This window comes from Pseudomonas sp. NPDC089530, from assembly GCF_050280705.1.
Classification (GTDB): Bacteria; Pseudomonadota; Gammaproteobacteria; order Pseudomonadales; family Pseudomonadaceae; genus Aquipseudomonas.
In genome coordinates this window covers 1-15,954 of the sequence record NZ_JBNNVU010000030.1, presented here as the reverse complement: position 1 = coordinate 15,954, position 15,954 = coordinate 1, and the positions used below count along the sequence as shown (strand labels likewise).

15 protein-coding genes and 2 pseudogenes are annotated in these 15,954 nt (G+C 63.0%); 4 read left to right on the top strand and 13 right to left on the bottom strand.

Annotated elements, in window-relative coordinates; genetic code table 11:
• The first annotated feature begins 276 nt into the window (after positions 1 to 276).
• Entirely contained in the window at positions 277 to 1,371 is a 1,095-nt protein-coding gene (locus ACQKQA_RS13830) for a PLP-dependent cysteine synthase family protein (RefSeq protein ID WP_427558140.1), read from the top strand.
• 69 nt (positions 1,372 to 1,440) lie between these two features.
• Here ACQKQA_RS13830 and ACQKQA_RS13825 read toward each other — a convergent pair whose 3' ends face one another.
• From ACQKQA_RS13825 to ACQKQA_RS13815, 3 genes are all read right to left on the bottom strand, one after another.
• Positions 1,441 to 3,054: an NAD(P)/FAD-dependent oxidoreductase gene (locus tag ACQKQA_RS13825; protein ID WP_427558137.1), complete on the bottom strand. Its 1,614-nt coding sequence runs from the start codon at positions 3,052 to 3,054 to the stop codon at positions 1,441 to 1,443.
• A gap of 110 nt (positions 3,055 to 3,164) precedes the next feature.
• The gene (locus ACQKQA_RS13820; protein WP_427558134.1) at positions 3,165 to 3,848 is read right to left on the bottom strand and encodes a COG3650 family protein; all 684 of its coding nucleotides are present in this window, start codon (positions 3,846 to 3,848) and stop codon (positions 3,165 to 3,167) included.
• A 168-nt stretch (positions 3,849 to 4,016) separates the two neighbouring features.
• On the bottom strand, positions 4,017 to 4,616 hold the full coding sequence (locus tag ACQKQA_RS13815; RefSeq protein WP_427558131.1) for a short chain dehydrogenase: 600 nt from the start codon (positions 4,614 to 4,616) through the stop codon (positions 4,017 to 4,019).
• 106 nt (positions 4,617 to 4,722) lie between these two features.
• Between ACQKQA_RS13815 and ACQKQA_RS13810 the strand changes: the two genes are divergently transcribed.
• On the top strand, positions 4,723 to 5,631 hold the full coding sequence (locus ACQKQA_RS13810; RefSeq protein ID WP_427558129.1) for a LysR family transcriptional regulator: 909 nt from the start codon (positions 4,723 to 4,725) through the stop codon (positions 5,629 to 5,631).
• Positions 5,632 to 5,746: 115 nt separating this feature from the next.
• On the opposite strand, the gene ACQKQA_RS13805 is transcribed toward ACQKQA_RS13810, so the two are convergent.
• The 9 genes from ACQKQA_RS13805 to ACQKQA_RS13765 all read right to left on the bottom strand — a co-directional run bounded on the left by ACQKQA_RS13805 (position 5,747) and on the right by ACQKQA_RS13765 (position 13,521).
• Entirely contained in the window at positions 5,747 to 6,250 is a 504-nt protein-coding gene (locus ACQKQA_RS13805; protein WP_427558126.1) for a DoxX family protein, read from the bottom strand.
• 2 nt (positions 6,251 to 6,252) lie between these two features.
• Positions 6,253 to 7,023 (bottom strand): DNA-binding domain-containing protein, encoded by a 771-nt coding sequence (locus ACQKQA_RS13800; RefSeq protein WP_427558123.1) that lies wholly within the window; start codon positions 7,021 to 7,023, stop codon positions 6,253 to 6,255.
• Entirely contained in the window at positions 7,020 to 7,913 is an 894-nt protein-coding gene (locus ACQKQA_RS13795) for a DUF692 domain-containing protein (RefSeq protein WP_427558121.1), read from the bottom strand. The genes ACQKQA_RS13800 and ACQKQA_RS13795 overlap by 4 nt, the downstream gene beginning before the upstream one ends.
• A gap of 22 nt (positions 7,914 to 7,935) precedes the next feature.
• Positions 7,936 to 8,241, bottom strand: a complete 306-nt coding sequence (locus ACQKQA_RS13790) for a DUF2282 domain-containing protein (protein WP_427558118.1) — start codon at positions 8,239 to 8,241, stop codon at positions 7,936 to 7,938.
• Between the two features lie 282 nt (positions 8,242 to 8,523).
• Positions 8,524 to 9,225 (bottom strand): ABC transporter ATP-binding protein, encoded by a 702-nt coding sequence (locus tag ACQKQA_RS13785; RefSeq protein ID WP_427558115.1) that lies wholly within the window; start codon positions 9,223 to 9,225, stop codon positions 8,524 to 8,526.
• Positions 9,226 to 9,993: a high-affinity branched-chain amino acid ABC transporter ATP-binding protein LivG gene (gene livG, locus ACQKQA_RS13780; RefSeq protein ID WP_427558114.1), complete on the bottom strand. Its 768-nt coding sequence runs from the start codon at positions 9,991 to 9,993 to the stop codon at positions 9,226 to 9,228.
• On the bottom strand, positions 9,990 to 11,246 hold the full coding sequence (locus ACQKQA_RS13775; protein WP_427558111.1) for a high-affinity branched-chain amino acid ABC transporter permease LivM: 1,257 nt from the start codon (positions 11,244 to 11,246) through the stop codon (positions 9,990 to 9,992). The genes livG and ACQKQA_RS13775 overlap by 4 nt, the downstream gene beginning before the upstream one ends.
• Entirely contained in the window at positions 11,243 to 12,166 is a 924-nt protein-coding gene (gene livH / locus ACQKQA_RS13770) for a high-affinity branched-chain amino acid ABC transporter permease LivH (RefSeq protein WP_427558108.1), read from the bottom strand. The genes ACQKQA_RS13775 and livH overlap by 4 nt, the downstream gene beginning before the upstream one ends.
• 227 nt (positions 12,167 to 12,393) lie before the next feature.
• Complete coding sequence (locus tag ACQKQA_RS13765; RefSeq protein WP_427558106.1) at positions 12,394 to 13,521, bottom strand: branched-chain amino acid ABC transporter substrate-binding protein; 1,128 nt, start codon at positions 13,519 to 13,521, stop codon at positions 12,394 to 12,396.
• Positions 13,522 to 13,859: 338 nt separating this feature from the next.
• Here ACQKQA_RS13765 and ACQKQA_RS13760 point away from each other — a divergent pair, with 338 nt between their 5' ends.
• A complete protein-coding gene (locus ACQKQA_RS13760; RefSeq protein ID WP_427558103.1) occupies positions 13,860 to 14,171 on the top strand; it encodes a DUF2288 domain-containing protein in 312 nt (103 codons plus the stop codon).
• A 302-nt stretch (positions 14,172 to 14,473) separates the two neighbouring features.
• Here the strand turns inward: ACQKQA_RS13760 and ACQKQA_RS13755 are convergent.
• A pseudogene (locus ACQKQA_RS13755) lies at positions 14,474 to 15,856 on the bottom strand (hypothetical protein); the annotation flags it as partial.
• On the opposite strand from ACQKQA_RS13755, the pseudogene ACQKQA_RS13750 reads away from it, so the two are divergent.
• A pseudogene (locus tag ACQKQA_RS13750) lies at positions 15,850 to 15,954 on the top strand (hypothetical protein); the annotation flags it as partial. The pseudogenes ACQKQA_RS13755 and ACQKQA_RS13750 overlap by 7 nt on opposite strands.

The window sequence follows — 15,954 nt, the reverse complement described above, 5'->3', positions numbered from 1 at the left end:
TCTTGGTTGTTAAAACAAAAGTTATATTCTTTTTTGTTATATGCAGCAGGGTGGCGGCCTGCTGGAAAAGCCGCCGAGCAGTTGTGTATCCAATTGATTCAAAACTGTACCTGTGAGGGCCCGCGGATGTTTCCTAACATGTCCGGCCCCGACCCGGGTCGGCGGGGCTTGCGGCCCTGTCAAAGCTGCTAGTTTTCCTGGTACCTGGGTCCCCTGTGCCAGGTGCATTTCATCTTTCCGCGTCCTGTGTGGCGTTCGAGCCAACGAGAAAAGACCATGAGCGACAACCGTCAGTGGGCCCGCGAGGCCATCCGGATCATCGAAGCCGACTTCCAGCGCAGCGCCGACACCCACCTGATTCCCTTGCCCCTGCCAGGCCTGCCGGGCATCGAGCTGTACTTCAAGGACGAGTCCAGCCACCCCACCGGCAGCCTCAAGCATCGCCTGGCGCGTTCGTTGTTCCTCTATGCGTTGTGTAACGGCTGGCTCAAGCCCGGGGCGCCGGTGATCGAGGCGTCCAGTGGTTCGACGGCGATTTCCGAGGCTTATTTCGCCCGCCTGCTGGGCTTGCCGTTCATTGCGGTGATGCCCGCCACCACCTCCCAGGAAAAGATCGCCCAGATCGCCTTCTATGGCGGCAAGAGTCACCTAGTGCAGGACCCGACACAGATCTACGCCGAGTCGGAGCGCCTGGCCCGGGAGAGCGGCGGCCATTTCATGGACCAGTTCACCTACGCCGAGCGCGCCACCGACTGGCGGGCGAACAACAACATCGCCGAGTCGATCTTCCAGCAGCTGCGCTTCGAGCGTTACCCGGAGCCCAAATGGCTGATTTCCAGCCCGGGCACCGGCGGCACCACCGCCACCCTGGGGCGTTATGTGCGCTATCGCCAGCACTGCACCCGGGTGCTCTGCGCCGATGCCGAGCGTTCGGTGTTCTTCGACTACTACCAGAGCGGCGACGCCAGCCTGCGCCTGGATTGCGGTTCGCGCATCGAAGGGATCGGCCGGCCGCGGGTCGAGGCGTCGTTCCTGCCCACAGTGATCGATGCCATGGTCAAGGTGCCGGACGCCCTGTCGCTGGCGGCCATGCATTACCTGGCGCAGCGTCTGGGACGGCGGGTGGGTGGTTCCAGCGGGACCAACCTGATCGGCGCGCTGATGGCGGCGCAGCAGATGAAACAGGCGGGGGAGAGCGGTTCGATCGTGGCCATCCTGTGTGACGGCGGCGAGCGTTATGCAACTACCTATTACGATCAGGACTGGCTGAGTGCCCAGGGGTATGAGTTGACGGCCTTGATCGAGACGGTGGCAGCGAGTGTCGAGCGCGGCGAAGCGCTGCCGGCCAGCGTCTTGCGCGCTGGGATCTGAGCCCGCAAGCCCGCTCCCAGTTGGAGCGAGCGTGTGCGAGATGAGGCCTCCTCGAAAAGGAGGCCTTTTTTACGCCTCGATGCCGAGGATATTGCGGGCTACTGCTTCGGCGATGCGAATCCCGTCGACCCCGGCCGACAGGATGCCGCCGGCATAACCGGCGCCTTCACCGGCCGGGTACAGGCCTTTCACATTCAGGCTCTGCATCGACTCGTCGCGGGTCATGCGCAGCGGCGACGAGGTGCGGGTCTCGATCCCGGTCAGTACCGCGTCGTGCAGGGAATACCCCTTGATCTGCCGCTCGAAGGCCGGCAGCGCTTCGCGGATCGCCTCGATGGCGAAGTCCGGCAGCGCCAGGGCCAGGTCGCCCAGGGTGACGCCCGGCTTGTAGGATGGCTCGACGCTGCCCAGGGCGGTAGACGGCTTGCCGGCGATAAAGTCGCCCACCAGCTGCGCCGGGGCTTCGTAGTTGCTGCCGCCGAGGACGAAGGCGTGGGACTCCAGGCGCTCCTGCAGTTCGATACCGGCCAGCGGGCCGCCCGGGTAATCCACTTCCGGGGTGATGCCGACCACGATGCCGGAGTTGGCGTTGCGCTCGTTACGCGAGTACTGGCTCATGCCGTTGGTGACCACCCGGTTCGGCTCGGAGGTCGCCGCCACCACGGTGCCGCCCGGGCACATGCAGAAGCTGTAGACCGAACGGCCGTTCTTCGCGTGGTGTACCAGCTTGTAGTCGGCCGCGCCGAGTTTCGGGTGGCCGGCGTACTTGCCCAGGCGGGCGCTGTCGATCAGCGATTGCGGGTGTTCGATACGGAAGCCCACGGAGAACGGCTTGGCTTCCATGTACACGCCACGGCCGTGGAGCATGCGGAAGGTGTCGCGGGCGCTGTGGCCGAGGGCCAGGACCACGTGTTTCGAGTGCAGCTGTTCGCCGCTGTTGAGTTCCACGCCGGTAAGCTGGCCGTCTTCGATCAGCACGTCGGTCACCCGTTGCTCGAAGCGCACTTCACCGCCCAGCTCGATGATCTGCTGGCGCATGTTCTCGACCACGCCGGTCAGGCGGAAGGTACCGATGTGCGGCTTGCTGACGTAGAGGATCTCTTCCGGCGCGCCGGCCTTGACGAACTCTTGCAGGACCTTGCGGCCGTGGTGCTTCGGGTCCTTGATCTGGCTGTACAGCTTGCCGTCGGAGAAGGTCCCCGCGCCGCCTTCGCCGAACTGCACGTTGGATTCCGGGTTGAGCACGCTTTTGCGCCACAGGCCCCAGGTGTCCTTGGTGCGCTGGCGCACTTCCTTGCCGCGTTCGAGGATGATCGGCTTGAAGCCCATCTGCGCCAGCACCAGGCCGGCGAAAATCCCGCAGGGGCCGAAGCCGACCACGATCGGGCGCTGCTCCAGGGCGGCGGGCGCCTGGCCGACGAACTTATAGCTGACATCCGGCGCCGGGTTGACGTTACGGTCGTCGGCGAACTTGTGCAGTAGCTTGGCCTCGTCGCGAACGTTCAGGTCGAGGGTGTAGATGAAGTACAGCTCGGACGATTTCTTGCGCGCGTCGTAGCTGCGCTTGAACAGGGTGAAGTCGAGCAGGTCATCGCTGGCGATACCCAGGCGCTGCAGGATGGCAGGGCGCAGGTCTTCATCGGGATGGTCGAGCGGCAGCTTGAGTTCGGTGATTCGTAACATGACAGGGTCCGGTTCGCGGGACGCACCAATGCGTCAGGGCGGTTTTACAAACCGGCGATTATAAGCCGCAAAGCCCGGACCCCGTGAGGTTAAAACGGTCGTCCGTCGCCTCAGTCGCTACGCGAGCCACCGAAGTAGGCGCAACCGCGCTGGACCTGGCCATCGACCCGCAGTTCGGCGCTCAGGTGCTGCACGCTGCCGGTCTGGCTGTCCACGCAGCGCTGCGGGGCGACCCAGAGTTCGACGTGGCGGTTGTTGGCTTCGCTGCTGAGGTTGAAGCGGCCGTCGCCCAGTTGTTCTTCCAGGTAGGGCAGCGCCAGCGCCGGCTGGCCGGCGCGTTCGATGCGCATGCCCTTGGCGCTGACGTCGACCTTCCAGTCCGGGGCCTTGCCGTTGGCCCGCAGGATCAGGCGCGGGAAGTCGGGATCGTTGCAGGCATTGCTCGAGCGCTCGACCCGATACAGCTGGCTCAGCGCTACTTCGCTGTCGGCGCCGCCGGCCTTGCTCGGGGAGAAGTGCCCGCGCAGGTCGGCGAACAGCGTGCCTTGTTGTTCCGCCAGCGTGGCGGCTTCCTGCAGGATGCTGGTGCCGCCGTTGTCCTTGACCACGTAACGCTGTTCGCCGACGCAGGGTTGGAACAGCAGCTGGCCGTTGGCGGCGGTCAGCGTGCCCTGCATGCGGGTCTGGCCGGCCTGGGACGAGGCCCCGGACTGGCCGTCGAACATCGACAGCATCTGGCAACCGGCAAACAGGGGGAGCAGGGCAATACAAACAAGGGAACGGGCGGCACGCATCGTCGGGTCTCCAATCAAGTGCCGCCACGTTACGCAGCCCGGCCCTTCATCACAACCCCGGATCCAATCGCGCTTGCGCAGGAGCCAGGCTTGCCGGCGATCCGGGTGCCACGGTGTGCCTGGCGAACCGCCATCGCGAGCAAGCTTCGCTCCTACACAAGCACGGGGTCAGCCGACGATGTAGGTCTGGCCGGTCTGCAGGCCTTCCACGCTCTTGGCGTAGGCCAGCGCCACGTCGGCGCCGGGGACCGGTTTGTAGCCGCGGAAATACGGGGCGTAACTGTCCATGGCTTCCACGAGCACGGTGGGGCTCACCGAGTTCACGCGCAGGCCGCGGGGCAGTTCGATGGCCGCGGCGCGGACAAAGCTGTCGATGGCGCCGTTGACCAGGGCCGCCGAGGCGCCGCTGCGGATCGGGTCGCGGCTGAGGATGCCGGAGGTGAAGGTGAACGACGCGCCGTCGTTGGCGAACTCGCGGCCGATCAGCAGCAGGTTGACCTGGCCCATCAGCTTGTCCTGCAGGCCCAGGGCGAAGTGCTGTTCGTCCATCTCGCCCAGCGGCGCGAAAATGACATTGCCCGCGGCGCAGACCAGCGCATCGAACTGGCCGGTTTTCTCGAACAGGGCGCGGATCGAGGCGCTGTCGCTGATATCCACCTGATACTCGCCGCTGGTGCGGCCGATGCGGATGATCTCGTGGCGTTGCGACAGTTCCTGGTCTACGGCCGAGCCTACGATGCCGTTGGCGCCGATCAGAAGGATTTTCATGCTGCGGTTCCTCGTGTGGGGTGAGTGAGGTTGCAGTCTAGTGCTGGTTTTTCCTGTTGATTAGCGCGCTAATGGGCAACCTTTGGTTTTCAAATGGAAACAATCCATGAGCGAGATGGATGACCTGGCGGCTTTCGCCGTGCTGATCGAGGCCGGCAGTTTCACTCTGGCCGCCCAGCAATTGGGCTGCAGCAAGGGGCAATTGTCCAAGCGCATCAGCGCATTGGAGGCGCAGTTCTCGGTCCTGTTGTTGCAACGCACCACACGCCGGCTGAGCCTGACCGCGGCGGGGGCTGCCTTGTTACCCCAGGCCCAGGCGCTGCTGGCCCAGGTGGAGCGGGCGCGCCAGGCGCTGGCGCGGCTCAAGGACGAGATGGCCGGGCCGGTGCGGCTGACGGTGCCGGTGTCCCTGGGGGAGACCTTTTTCGAGGGGCTGTTGCTGGCGTTTTCCCAGCAATACCCCGAAGTGCAGATCGAGCTGGAGCTGAACAACAACTACCGCGACCTGATACGGGACGGTTTCGACCTGGGGATCCGTTCGGAAGTGGCCAATGACCAACGGCTGGTGGCCAGGCCGCTGCTGGCCTGGCACGAGGTGACCTGCGCCAGTCCGGTTTACCTGGAGCAGCATGGCGAGCCGCTGGCGCCTAGGGATCTGGCCGAGCATCGCTGCCTGCTCAACAGCCATTACAGCGGCCGCGAGGAATGGCTGTATCACCAGCAGCACGAATTGTCGCGGGTGCGGGTTTCCGGGGTGTTCGCCAGCAATCACTACAGCCTGCTGAAAAAGGCCGCGCTGCTGGGGGCCGGGATCGCCCGGCTGCCGTCCTACCTGTTGCAGGAGGAATTGGCCGAAGGGCGTCTGCGCTGGCTGTTGCGCGACTACCAGACCCGCAGCATGCCGATGTACCTGGTGCACCCCTATCAGGGCGGGCTGCCCCGGCGCACCCAGGTCCTGGCCGACTACCTGATCGACTGGTTCAGGCGCAGCGGCGAAGCGCTGGACCGCCTGTAACCGCAGAACCTGTAGGAGCGAAGCTTGTTCGCGATGAACGATAACGCGGTGCTCCAGACAGTCCGCGGCGTGGCGATCGCGAGCAAGCTTCGCTCCTACGGAAGACGGGTGAGGATCAGCGGTAGCGGCGGGCGATCAGTTGGTCGATGGACAGGGCGCCGGGGCCGCGGGCCATCAGGTACAGCAGGACCGCCGCCCAGGTGCCGTGGGTCGGGTAGGCATCGGGGTAGACGAAGAGCTGGATGGTCAGGGTCATGCCCAGCAGCGCCAGGGCCGAGAAGCGCGTGGCGAAACCGATCAGCAGCAGGACCGGGAAAAAATGCTCGGCGAAGGCTGCCAGGTGCGCGGCCAGTTCCGGGGAGAGCAGCGGCAGCGGGTACTCGCTCTGGAACAAGGGAATGGTCGAGTCGGCCAGGTGTGGCGCGCCGAGTTCGAAAGTCCCGGAGAACAGGTCGATGGCCAGGCCCTCGACCTTGGTCTGGCCGGATTTCCAGAACACCGCGGCGATGGAGAAGCGCGCGATGAAGGCGATCAGGCTATGGGGAATGCCCCCCAGCAGCTGGATAAGTCGGTTGACTGGGCGGGCGAGCGGGTTGTGGTGCGGGCAGTGGGTGTCCATGTTCAGTTCTCGGAATGTGGAAGCAGGGCAGTGATAGCGCCGCAACGGATCAACAGCGCCAGGCTCTGGATCGGATCGAATCCCTGGCCGAGCGCCAGGGCCCCGGTCGCGGCGGCTCGTAGCGGCTGTGAATGTCGCAGGCAGTGGATGAAGTGGGCGGCCCCGGCGTCGATGGCGAACACCTCGACCTCCAGGCGATTACGCAGTACCAGGGCGTTTTGCGGTCGATGCAGGTCGATACTCGACAAGTCGCCATCGCCCTGGTGGGCGGCCCATAGCGCGACCACCGGATAAGCCGAATCCAGGGTGTCGAGCGAGGGGTGCAGTTGCAGGCGCAATTGCCCCAGGGTCGCGGGCGCGGCCATGGCCGCGACGATCTGCGCCGTTTGTACCGGGCTCGCGTCGGCCGCGTGATAGGCGCTGACCCGCAGGCGTTCCAGGCGCGCGACATCCGCCAGGTAAGGCAGGCTGGCGGCGGGGGCGAAGCCGGCGATAAAGTCGGCGAAGTCATGGCCATAGTCATTGAGCAGGGCGCTGCGGGGCGGGAACGCCCTGACGTAGAGCGCGGCCATGGCTCGAAAGAACTCTTCGCCGACCAATTGCGCCACCACCGGATAAGCCTCGGCCAGGGCATTGACCAGCGAACTTTGCACGTTGTTGCGGTACACCGCGAAGCGGCTCGCCGGATCGGCACCGTTGGCGCAGTACAGGTCCGCGGGGCAGGGCTGGTCGGGGTCGAGCAGGGCGTTGGCGAAGGCTGTCTGGGGACTCATGCCGGTCTCCTCGCGTATTGCAGCAGTTCGTCGGCCTGGCGCGCCTCGGCCTGCAGCACGGCAAACGTCGGCACCTGGTTGTCGCGCTCGATCAGGGTCGCGGTCGGTCCGATGCGTTCCAGCAGCCGCAGGTACAGCGCCCACACGGCGTTGTCGATCGGCGCGCCGTGATCGTCGATCAGCAGCCGGTCGCCCAGGTCGTCGCTGTCCTCGGCAAAGCCGGCCAGGTGGATCTCGCCCACCGCCTGCAGCGGCAGGGCATCGACATAAGCCAGCGGATCGCGGCGGTGGTTGATGCACGACACGTAGACGTTGTTCACGTCCAGCAACAGGCCGCAGCCGGTGCGGCGTATCGCCTCGCGGATGAATTCGGCCTCGTCCATGCTGGAGCGGCGAGACTCCAGGTAGGTCGCCGGGTTCTCCAGCAGCATGGGCCGGCGCAGGTGCTCCTGTACCTGGTCGATGTGCGCACAGACCCGGTCCAGGGTCGGCCGGTCATAGGCCAGGGGCAGCAAGTCATTGAGAAACACCGGGCCGTGGCTGGACCAGGCCAGGTGTTCGGAAAAGGATTGGGGTTGATAGCGTTCGATCAGTGTGGCCAGGCGTTTCAGGTGCGCCAGGTCCAATGGACCTTCGGCGCCAATCGACAGGCCGACGCCGTGCAGCGACAGCGGGTATTGTTCGCGGATCAACCCCAGGTAGTGGTGGAACGGCCCGCCCGCGACCATGTAGTTTTCTGCATGGACTTCGAAGAAACCGATGTCGGGCTGTTCCCTCAGGACCTCGCGAAAGTGCTCGGTCTTGAGGCCCAGCCCGGCGCGGCGCGGCAGGCTGGAGGCGGTCGCCTGAGCGGCGGGACGCAGTGGCGGTTGCAGGGCAATGTTCATCATCGACACTCAGGCGGACGGCGGATTACGACTTGGCTTTGTAGGCTTCGAGTTGACCGAAGCCGGTCGGCGAGGTGCTGCTGGCGGTCTTCTCGCAAGTGCCTTTAGGCACCAGTTTCCAGGAGTTGGCCTGGTGGTCGACCTTGGAGGTACCGGCACAGGTGGTGCCCGCACCGGCGGCGCAGTCGTTCTTGCCCTTCATGGCGACGCCAAAGCATTTCTCCATGTCGCCGGCGGCCTGGGCGGTGGCCGGCAGGGCGGCGATGCTCAGGGCCGAGCCGAAAGCCAGGGCCAGGGCAGCGGCGGACAGGGTGCGAGTGGTAGCGGTCATGGTGTTTCTCCAGAAAAGGTAGTGGGAAGGCAGGCATGTGTGCCTGCTTACCCCTCTAGAGAAAGGTCGCGAGGATTCGTTACAACGAGCGCTAAAAAATATTCAGGGGGGGGACCGTGGCGCCTGTATCGCCGGCACGCCTGGCTCCTACAAAAGCACGGCGCACACGGACCTGTAGGAGCGAGGCTTGCCCGCGACAGGCTCTGGCGGCGCCCCGAGTGCTCCGGTTTGGCAAGGCAAAAAAAAACGGCCCCGAAGGGCCGTTCTGTTTTGCAGCAGGGCTCAGCCGCCCAGATAGGCTTCGCGCACCTTGGGGTCGGTCAGCAGGGCTTCGCCGGTGCCTTGCATCACCACCCGGCCGTTTTCCAGGACATAGGCCCGGTCGGCGATCTTCAGCGCCTGGTTGGCGTTCTGCTCCACCAGGAACACCGTCACGCCGTCGCGGCGCAGTTGTTCGATGATGTCGAAGATCTGCTGGATGATGATCGGCGCCAGGCCCAGGGACGGCTCGTCGAGCAGCAACAGCTTGGGCTTGCTCATCAGCGCCCGGCCGATGGCGAGCATCTGCTGTTCGCCGCCGGACATGGTGCCGCCGCGCTGGTTGAAGCGCTCCTTGAGGCGCGGGAACAGGCCCAGGACCTTGTCCATCTGCTCCTGGTAATCGCCCTTGTCGGTGAAGAAACCGCCCATGGAGAGGTTTTCTTCCACGGTCAGCCGGGCGAATACCCGACGGCCTTCCGGGACCACGGCGATGCTTTTGCGCATGATCCGCGCGGAGTCCTGGCCGACCAGTTCTTCGCCCATGTAGCGAATGCTGCCGCTATGGGCTTGCGGCGAACCGCAGAGGGTCATCAGCAGGGTGGACTTGCCGGCGCCGTTGGCCCCGATCAGGGTGACGATCTCGCCCTGGCGGACTTCGACGTTGACGCTGTGCAGCGCCTGGATCTTGCCGTAGAAGGTGGAAACGTTTTCGAACTGCAGCATTTACGCTTCCCCCAGGTAGGCTTTGATCACTTCCGGGTTATCCCGGATCTGTTGCGGCGTGCCGTTGGCCAGGGGCGTGCCCTGGTTGATCACGAAAATGTGGTCGGAGATGCTCATGACCAGTTTCATGTCGTGTTCGATCAGCAGCACGGTCACGTCATGCTCTTCGCGCAGGGTGCCGATCAGCGCCTTGAGGTCGTCGGTTTCCCGCGGGTTGAGGCCGGCGGCCGGTTCGTCGAGCATGAGGATCCGCGGACGGGTCATCATGCAGCGGGCGATTTCCAGGCGGCGTTGCTGACCATAGGCCAGGGTGCCGGCCGGACGGTTGGCGAACTCCTTGAGGTTGACTTTGTCGAGCCAGAACTCGGCGTACTCCATGGCCTCGCGCTCGCTCTTGCGGAACGACGGAGTCTTGAACAGGCCGGCCAGGAAGTTGGTGTTCAGGTGACGGTGCTGGGCGATCAGCAGGTTCTCGACCGCGGTCATTTCCTTGAACAACCGCACGTTCTGGAAGGTCCGCACCACGCCTTTACCGGCGATCTTGTGGCCGGGCAGGCCCTGGATCGCTTCGCCGTTGAGCTGGATGCTGCCGGCGGTGGGCTGGTAGAACCCGGTCAGGCAGTTGAACACGGTGGTCTTGCCGGCGCCGTTAGGGCCGATCATCGACACCACCTGTTTCTCTTTCACGCTCAGGGCGACGTTATTGACCGCCAGCAGGCCGCCGAAGCGCATGCTCAGGCCATCGACTTTGAGGATTTCTCTGCTCATTTGCGCAGCTCCATGTGAGGACGTTGCATGGGCAGCAGGCCTTGTGGACGCCAGATCATCATCAGCACCATCAGGGCGCCGAACATCAACATGCGGTATTCGCTGAAGTCGCGCATCAGCTCGGGCAGCAGGATCATCACGATCGCCGCGAGGACCACGCCCAGCTGCGAACCCATGCCGCCCAGGACCACGATGGCGAGGATGGTGGCCGACTCGATGAAGGTGAACGACTCCGGTGTCACCAGGCCCTGGCGCGCGGCGAAGAAGCTGCCGGCGAAACCGGCGAAGCAGGCGCCCAGGGTGAAGGCCGACAGCTTGATCACGGTCGGGTTCAGGCCCAGGGCACGGCAGGCGATCTCGTCTTCGCGCAAGGCTTCCCAGGCCCGGCCGATCGGCATGCGCAGCAGACGGTTGATCACGAACAGGGCGAACAGCGCCAGCAACAAGGCCACCAGATAGAGGAAAACCACCTTGCTGACTGGGTTGTAGGTCAGGCCGAAGAACTCGTGGAAGGTCTGCATGCCTTCGGCGGCCGTCCTGTCGAAGCTCAGGCCGAACAGCGTCGGTTTGGGGATGTTGCTGATGCCGTTCGGGCCGCCGGTGAGGCCTGTCAGGTTACGCAGGAACAGACGGATGATTTCCCCGAAGCCCAGGGTCACGATCGCCAGATAGTCGCCGCGCAGGCGCAGTACCGGGAAGCCCAGCAGGAAGCCGAACGTCGCCGCCATCAGGCCGGCGATCGGCAGGCAGATCCAGAAGCTCAGGCCGTAGTAGTGCGACAGCAGCGCATAGCTGTAGGCGCCCACCGCGTAGAAACCGACATAGCCCAGGTCCAGCAGACCCGCCAGGCCGACCACGATGTTCAGGCCCAGGCCGAGCAGCACATAGATCAGGATCAGCGTGGCGATATCCACCGCGCCGCGGGAGCCGAAGAACGGCCATACCAGGGCGACGACGATCAGGCCCATGATGACCCAGCGCTGGGTGCTGGGCAGGGTCAGGAAGTGGCTTGCGCTGGCCGGGATCAACTTGCCTTTGGGCATGGAACCCATGACGGCCGTGTATTGGCGGTCGAACAGCACGCGCAGGAACATCAGCACCGAGCACGCGGCGATGATGATCAGCGTGGAGGTAGTGGCCCCCTGCACTTCGAGGTTGATGCCGGCGATGGACAGTTTCAGGCCGAGGACGGGGTACGCCACAGCCCAAACCAGCAGGGCGCTGAAAAACGCCTGTTTAAGATTCCTAGTCATACTTTCTCAACCTCCGGACGGCCCAGCAGGCCGGTTGGCCGGAACAACAACACCAGGACCAGGAGGCCGAAAGCCACCACGTCCTTGTACTGGTCACCAAAGATATCGGCGCCGAATGCCTCGGCCACCCCCAGCACCAGGCCACCGAGCATGGCGCCCGGAATGCTGCCGATGCCGCCCAGAACCGCCGCGGTAAAGGCCTTGAGGCCCACCAGGAATCCGGCGTTCGGGTTGATCACGCCGTACTGCATGCTCAGCAGCACAGCCGCCACGGCCGCCAGGGCGGCACCGATGACGAAGGTCAGGGCGATGATGTTGTTGGTGTTGATGCCCAGCAGGTTGGCCATCTTGATGTCTTCGGCACAGGCCCGGCAGGCACGTCCCAGGCGGGAGCGCGAGATGAACAGGGTGAGGCCGAGCATCACGACCAGGGTCACCACGAACACCAGGATCTGCATGTAGGAGACCAGCACTTCCTGTGCGCCGCCCGGACCGAAGCTGAAGCTGCCCGGAATCAGGTTGGGGATCGATTTGTCCTTGGAGTCCTGCGAGAGCAGCACGGTGTTTTGCAGGAAGATCGACATGCCGATGGCCGAGATCAGCGGGATCAGGCGGTTACTGCCCCGCAGGGGGCGGTAGGCGATCCGTTCGATACTGTAGCCGTAGGCACTGGTGACAACGATGGTCGCCAGGAAGGCGGCGGTCATCAACAGCGGCAGAGAATGGATACCCAGCATGGCCAGTCCGGCAAGGACGATGAAGGCCACGTAGGAACCGATCATGTAGACCTCGCCATGGGCGAAGTTAATCATTCCAATGATGCCGTAAACCATTGTGTAGCCAATGGCTATCAAGGCATAGGTGCTGCCAATGGTCAGGCCATTAACCAGCTGTTGGAAGAAGTGATAGATCTCAGGCATTACAACGCTCCTAAAAACCTGATACGCATTTCACTGGTGGAGTCATGTTCCGGCTCGGTGCGGTGGTCTTTGGCCACTTGGACACGAGCGTTTGCCAGCGAACCGCTGGTGACGGTTTTAAGATTTTCAGGTGAACCTGCTCCCGGATCGCGGGGGCCAGGCCCATAAACCTCGTAAAACAAAGCCCACTGCTTGCACAGTGGGCTTCATGGTTTTTCAGACCGGGCTTACTGAGGGGAAACTTCGGTTTTAGGTTTGCCGAAGTGCCACTGGTAGACCACGAACTTGAAGTTCTTCAGGTCGCCCTTCTCGTCGAACGACAGGTCGCCGGTCGGCGTCTTGAAGGTGCCTTTGTGGATGGCTTCGGCCACCTTGGCGGTGTCTTCGCTCTTCGCGGCCTTGATGCCTTCGGCGATCACTTCGACTGCGGAGTAGGCCGGGAACACGAACGGGCCGCTCGGGTCCTGCTTCTTGGCGGTGAACGCGTCAACCAGCGCCTTGTTGGCCGGGTCCTGGTCGAAGGACTTCGGCAAGGTCACCAGCAGGCCTTCGGAAGCGTCCTGGGCGATCTGCGAGATGGAGTCGTTGCCGACGCCTTCCGGCCCCATGTACTTGGCGTTCAGGCCTTTTTCCTTGGATTGGCGCAGGATCAGGCCCAGTTCCGGGTGATAGCCGCCGTAGTAGACGAAGTCGACGTTGGCTTGCTTGAGTTTCTGGATGATCGAGGAGAAGTCCTTGTCGCCGGCGTTGAGGCCTTCGAACACGGCAACCTTGACGCCTTTGCCTTCGAGGGTTTTCTTCACCGCGGTGGCGATGCCTTCGCCGTATTGTTGCTTGTCGTGCAGCACGGCAACGATTTTCGGCTTCACGTGGTCGGCGATGTAGTTGCCGGCGGCAGGGCCCTGGGCGCTGTCCAGGCCGATGGTACGGAATACCATCTTGTAGCCGCGGGTGGTGATGTCCGGGCTGGTGGCGGCTGGGGTGATCATGATCACGCCTTCGTCTTCATAGATATCGGACGCTGGCTGAGTGGAGCTGGAGCAGAGGTGACCGACCACGAACTTGACGCCGTCGTTGACCACTTTGTTGGCGACGGCCACGGCTTGTTTAGGGTCGCACGCGTCGTCGTATTCCTTGGCTTCGAGCATCTTGCCGTCGACACCGCCCTTGGCATTGATCTGCTCGATGGCCATTTTGGCGCCGGTGAACTGCATGTCGCCGTACTGGGTCACAGGGCCGGTCTTGGGGCCGGCGATGCCGATCTTGATGGTGTCAGCTGCGAACGAATGGCTGGCGGCTCCGGCCAGAACCATAGCGGCAAACAGTTTGGAAATCTGCTTAGTAGCCTTATTCATAGTGCTCCACTCTTACTGTTGTAATTTTTATAGTCCTGGCGCCGTAGCAGCAGAACCGGGTCAGATATCTCTTGGATACCCCCGGAAATGCCCCCGGCAACTGTACCGGTACAGTGTAGAGCGGCGATTGTCAGCCTGGGAAGCTGGCGCCAGGGGGCAAAATCAGGCGGTGTCGCTTTATTGAAAGAAAAAGACAGAATTGCGGCGGGGGTTTGATCGTACTTCGCGAGCAATCCTTGGCTCTCCTGCGCTTCTCTATCGTTGACTCAATTGCAACCGGGTTTGTCTGCCAGAGCACCGACGTTATCATTGCGCGGTTTTCTTTTCGGGACAGGCCCATGACTCAAGAACCTAGCACCCTCTATGCCAAGCTGCTTGGTGAAACCGCATCTATTACCTGGAAGGAGTTGGAGCCGTTCTTCGCCAAGGGTGCCCTATTGTGGGTCGACGCCGGCCTGGATTTGATCGAAGCGGCCGAGGCAATGGCTGATAACCAGGCCGGAAAAGTCTCTGCCTGGCTGGCCGCGGAGAAGGTGGGCAAGCTGTCTGCGACGCGGGCGCAGGATCTGGTGGAACGTGATCCGTTGCTCTGGGCGGTGGTGGTTTCGCCGTGGATTCTGGTCCAGGAAAGGGCACGCCACGAGGCCTGAGCACCAAAAGGGTGCCTGGTTTTTCCGGGCCAAAGTGTGTAGCCGAGTAACCGCGAAAAGGCTAATGGCAAGGTGCCGTAGAGAAAGGCCCCAGGTTGACGGTGACGTAAGCGGAATGGGAACAGTTGCCAAGGCAGCCTGAGGGCTGCCTGATTGTTTCCGGGGGGATTGCATCATTCCCCCTGTAGGAGCGCAGCTTGCGCGCGATAGCGGTATCACTGTCAGGTGATGTCGACTGGCAGGACGCCATCGCGAGCAATCGAGCGTCGACCGGCTGCTCCTACAGGGTGGGGAGGCGTCAGTCAGTAGGCCGTCTTGCCGGTGTGGTTGTTCAGCGAGATGACCTTGGTCTTGCCGATGCGGTGACGGTAGATCTCGCGCAGGTACTTGATGGCCTTCTTCACGCAATCCCGGGACAGGCGGATGTCGTTGATCGAGACGAACTTGTCTTTGTCGTTGATCAGCTCGCGGTACTTCTTCTCGTACATCGGCTTGATCGCGTACCAGTTGGTGTCGAGGATCTTCGCCGGGTTCTCGAACTCGTTGAGCAGGTCGTCGATACGGTTTTCATCGAACTGTTCGCTGATGATGAAATCCAGGATCGAGTTGTCCAGGGTCTCGTCGAAGCGATACGGGTTGCGGGCGAAGCAACGCTTGATGAAGGCCACGATCAGGGTCAGGAAGTCGTCCGACAGGCACGGGCTCTTGGCGATCAGGGTCGTCAGCGAGAGGTTGGCCGAGGCGCCGATCACCAACGCGTAACGCTTGAGGGTGGTGTTGGGGAACAGGCTGTTGAGGTGGGTCTTGAGCCGGTTCAGGTCCATGTACGACAGCTTGTAGTCCTTGGGCAAGGATACGATCGACACCACCGACGAGCAGTTCTTGAAGAAGTGCAGGTCGTGCAGGGCCGCCGCGTCGTAGCCGGACGCCTTGTATTGCTCCAGCGCCGCGCGATAACGCTTGGACTCGATCGGCAGCAGGCTGATGCCCTCGATGGCCTGGGTCACCTTGTTGAAGTGCGGCAGGTCGATGGAGCGGAAGAACAGGTCGTCGATGTTCAGGCGCTGCGGCTCTTTCTCGAACACCTTGAACTTGTCGCCGGTCGGCACCGGGGTTTCCTGGACCACGGACTCGGCATAGGCGATCGCCACCGGGCCGGCCAGGCTCATGAACAGGTCGTTGGCATCCAGGCGGATGGTTTCGCCGATGTCGATGCCGGCGCGCCGGAAGTAGTTCTGGTCGTAGTCGGTGGTCACCGCCTGGGCGGTCAGGATGTTGAAGATCTGCTGGGAGATGTACTGGTTGGCGTGCTTCTCCATGGCGTTGACATCGATGTTCTGGATGTTGCCGTCATCGTTCTCTTCGGCATAGCGCATGATGTCGTTGGAGATCAGCATCATCGCGTTCCACGGGCGGATGCGCCCCATCACGCTGGCTTCGCTGCTGTCTTCGTTATCGAAGTTGTAGGAGAAGTCCCATTCTTCCGACAGGTATTTGCACAGCAGGCGTCCGGCGTTGATGTGCAAGGCCTCGGACATTTCGCTGCGGTGGTCGGAGATATTCGGCAGTACGCAGATGCCGCTGGTGAAGATCGGCTCGAAGACGAAGGAGTGGCCGCTCTTGCTGTCGTGCTCGTCGATCGGCTTGGTGTCGAACGTCTTGTTCATGTACGAGTACTGCTGGGCCCGAACTCAACCAGCTGGTGCCATTCAAATACGACTGGGCCTGGCAGAAGTACCTGGACGGCTGCGCCAACCACTGGATGCCGCAAGAGGTCAACATG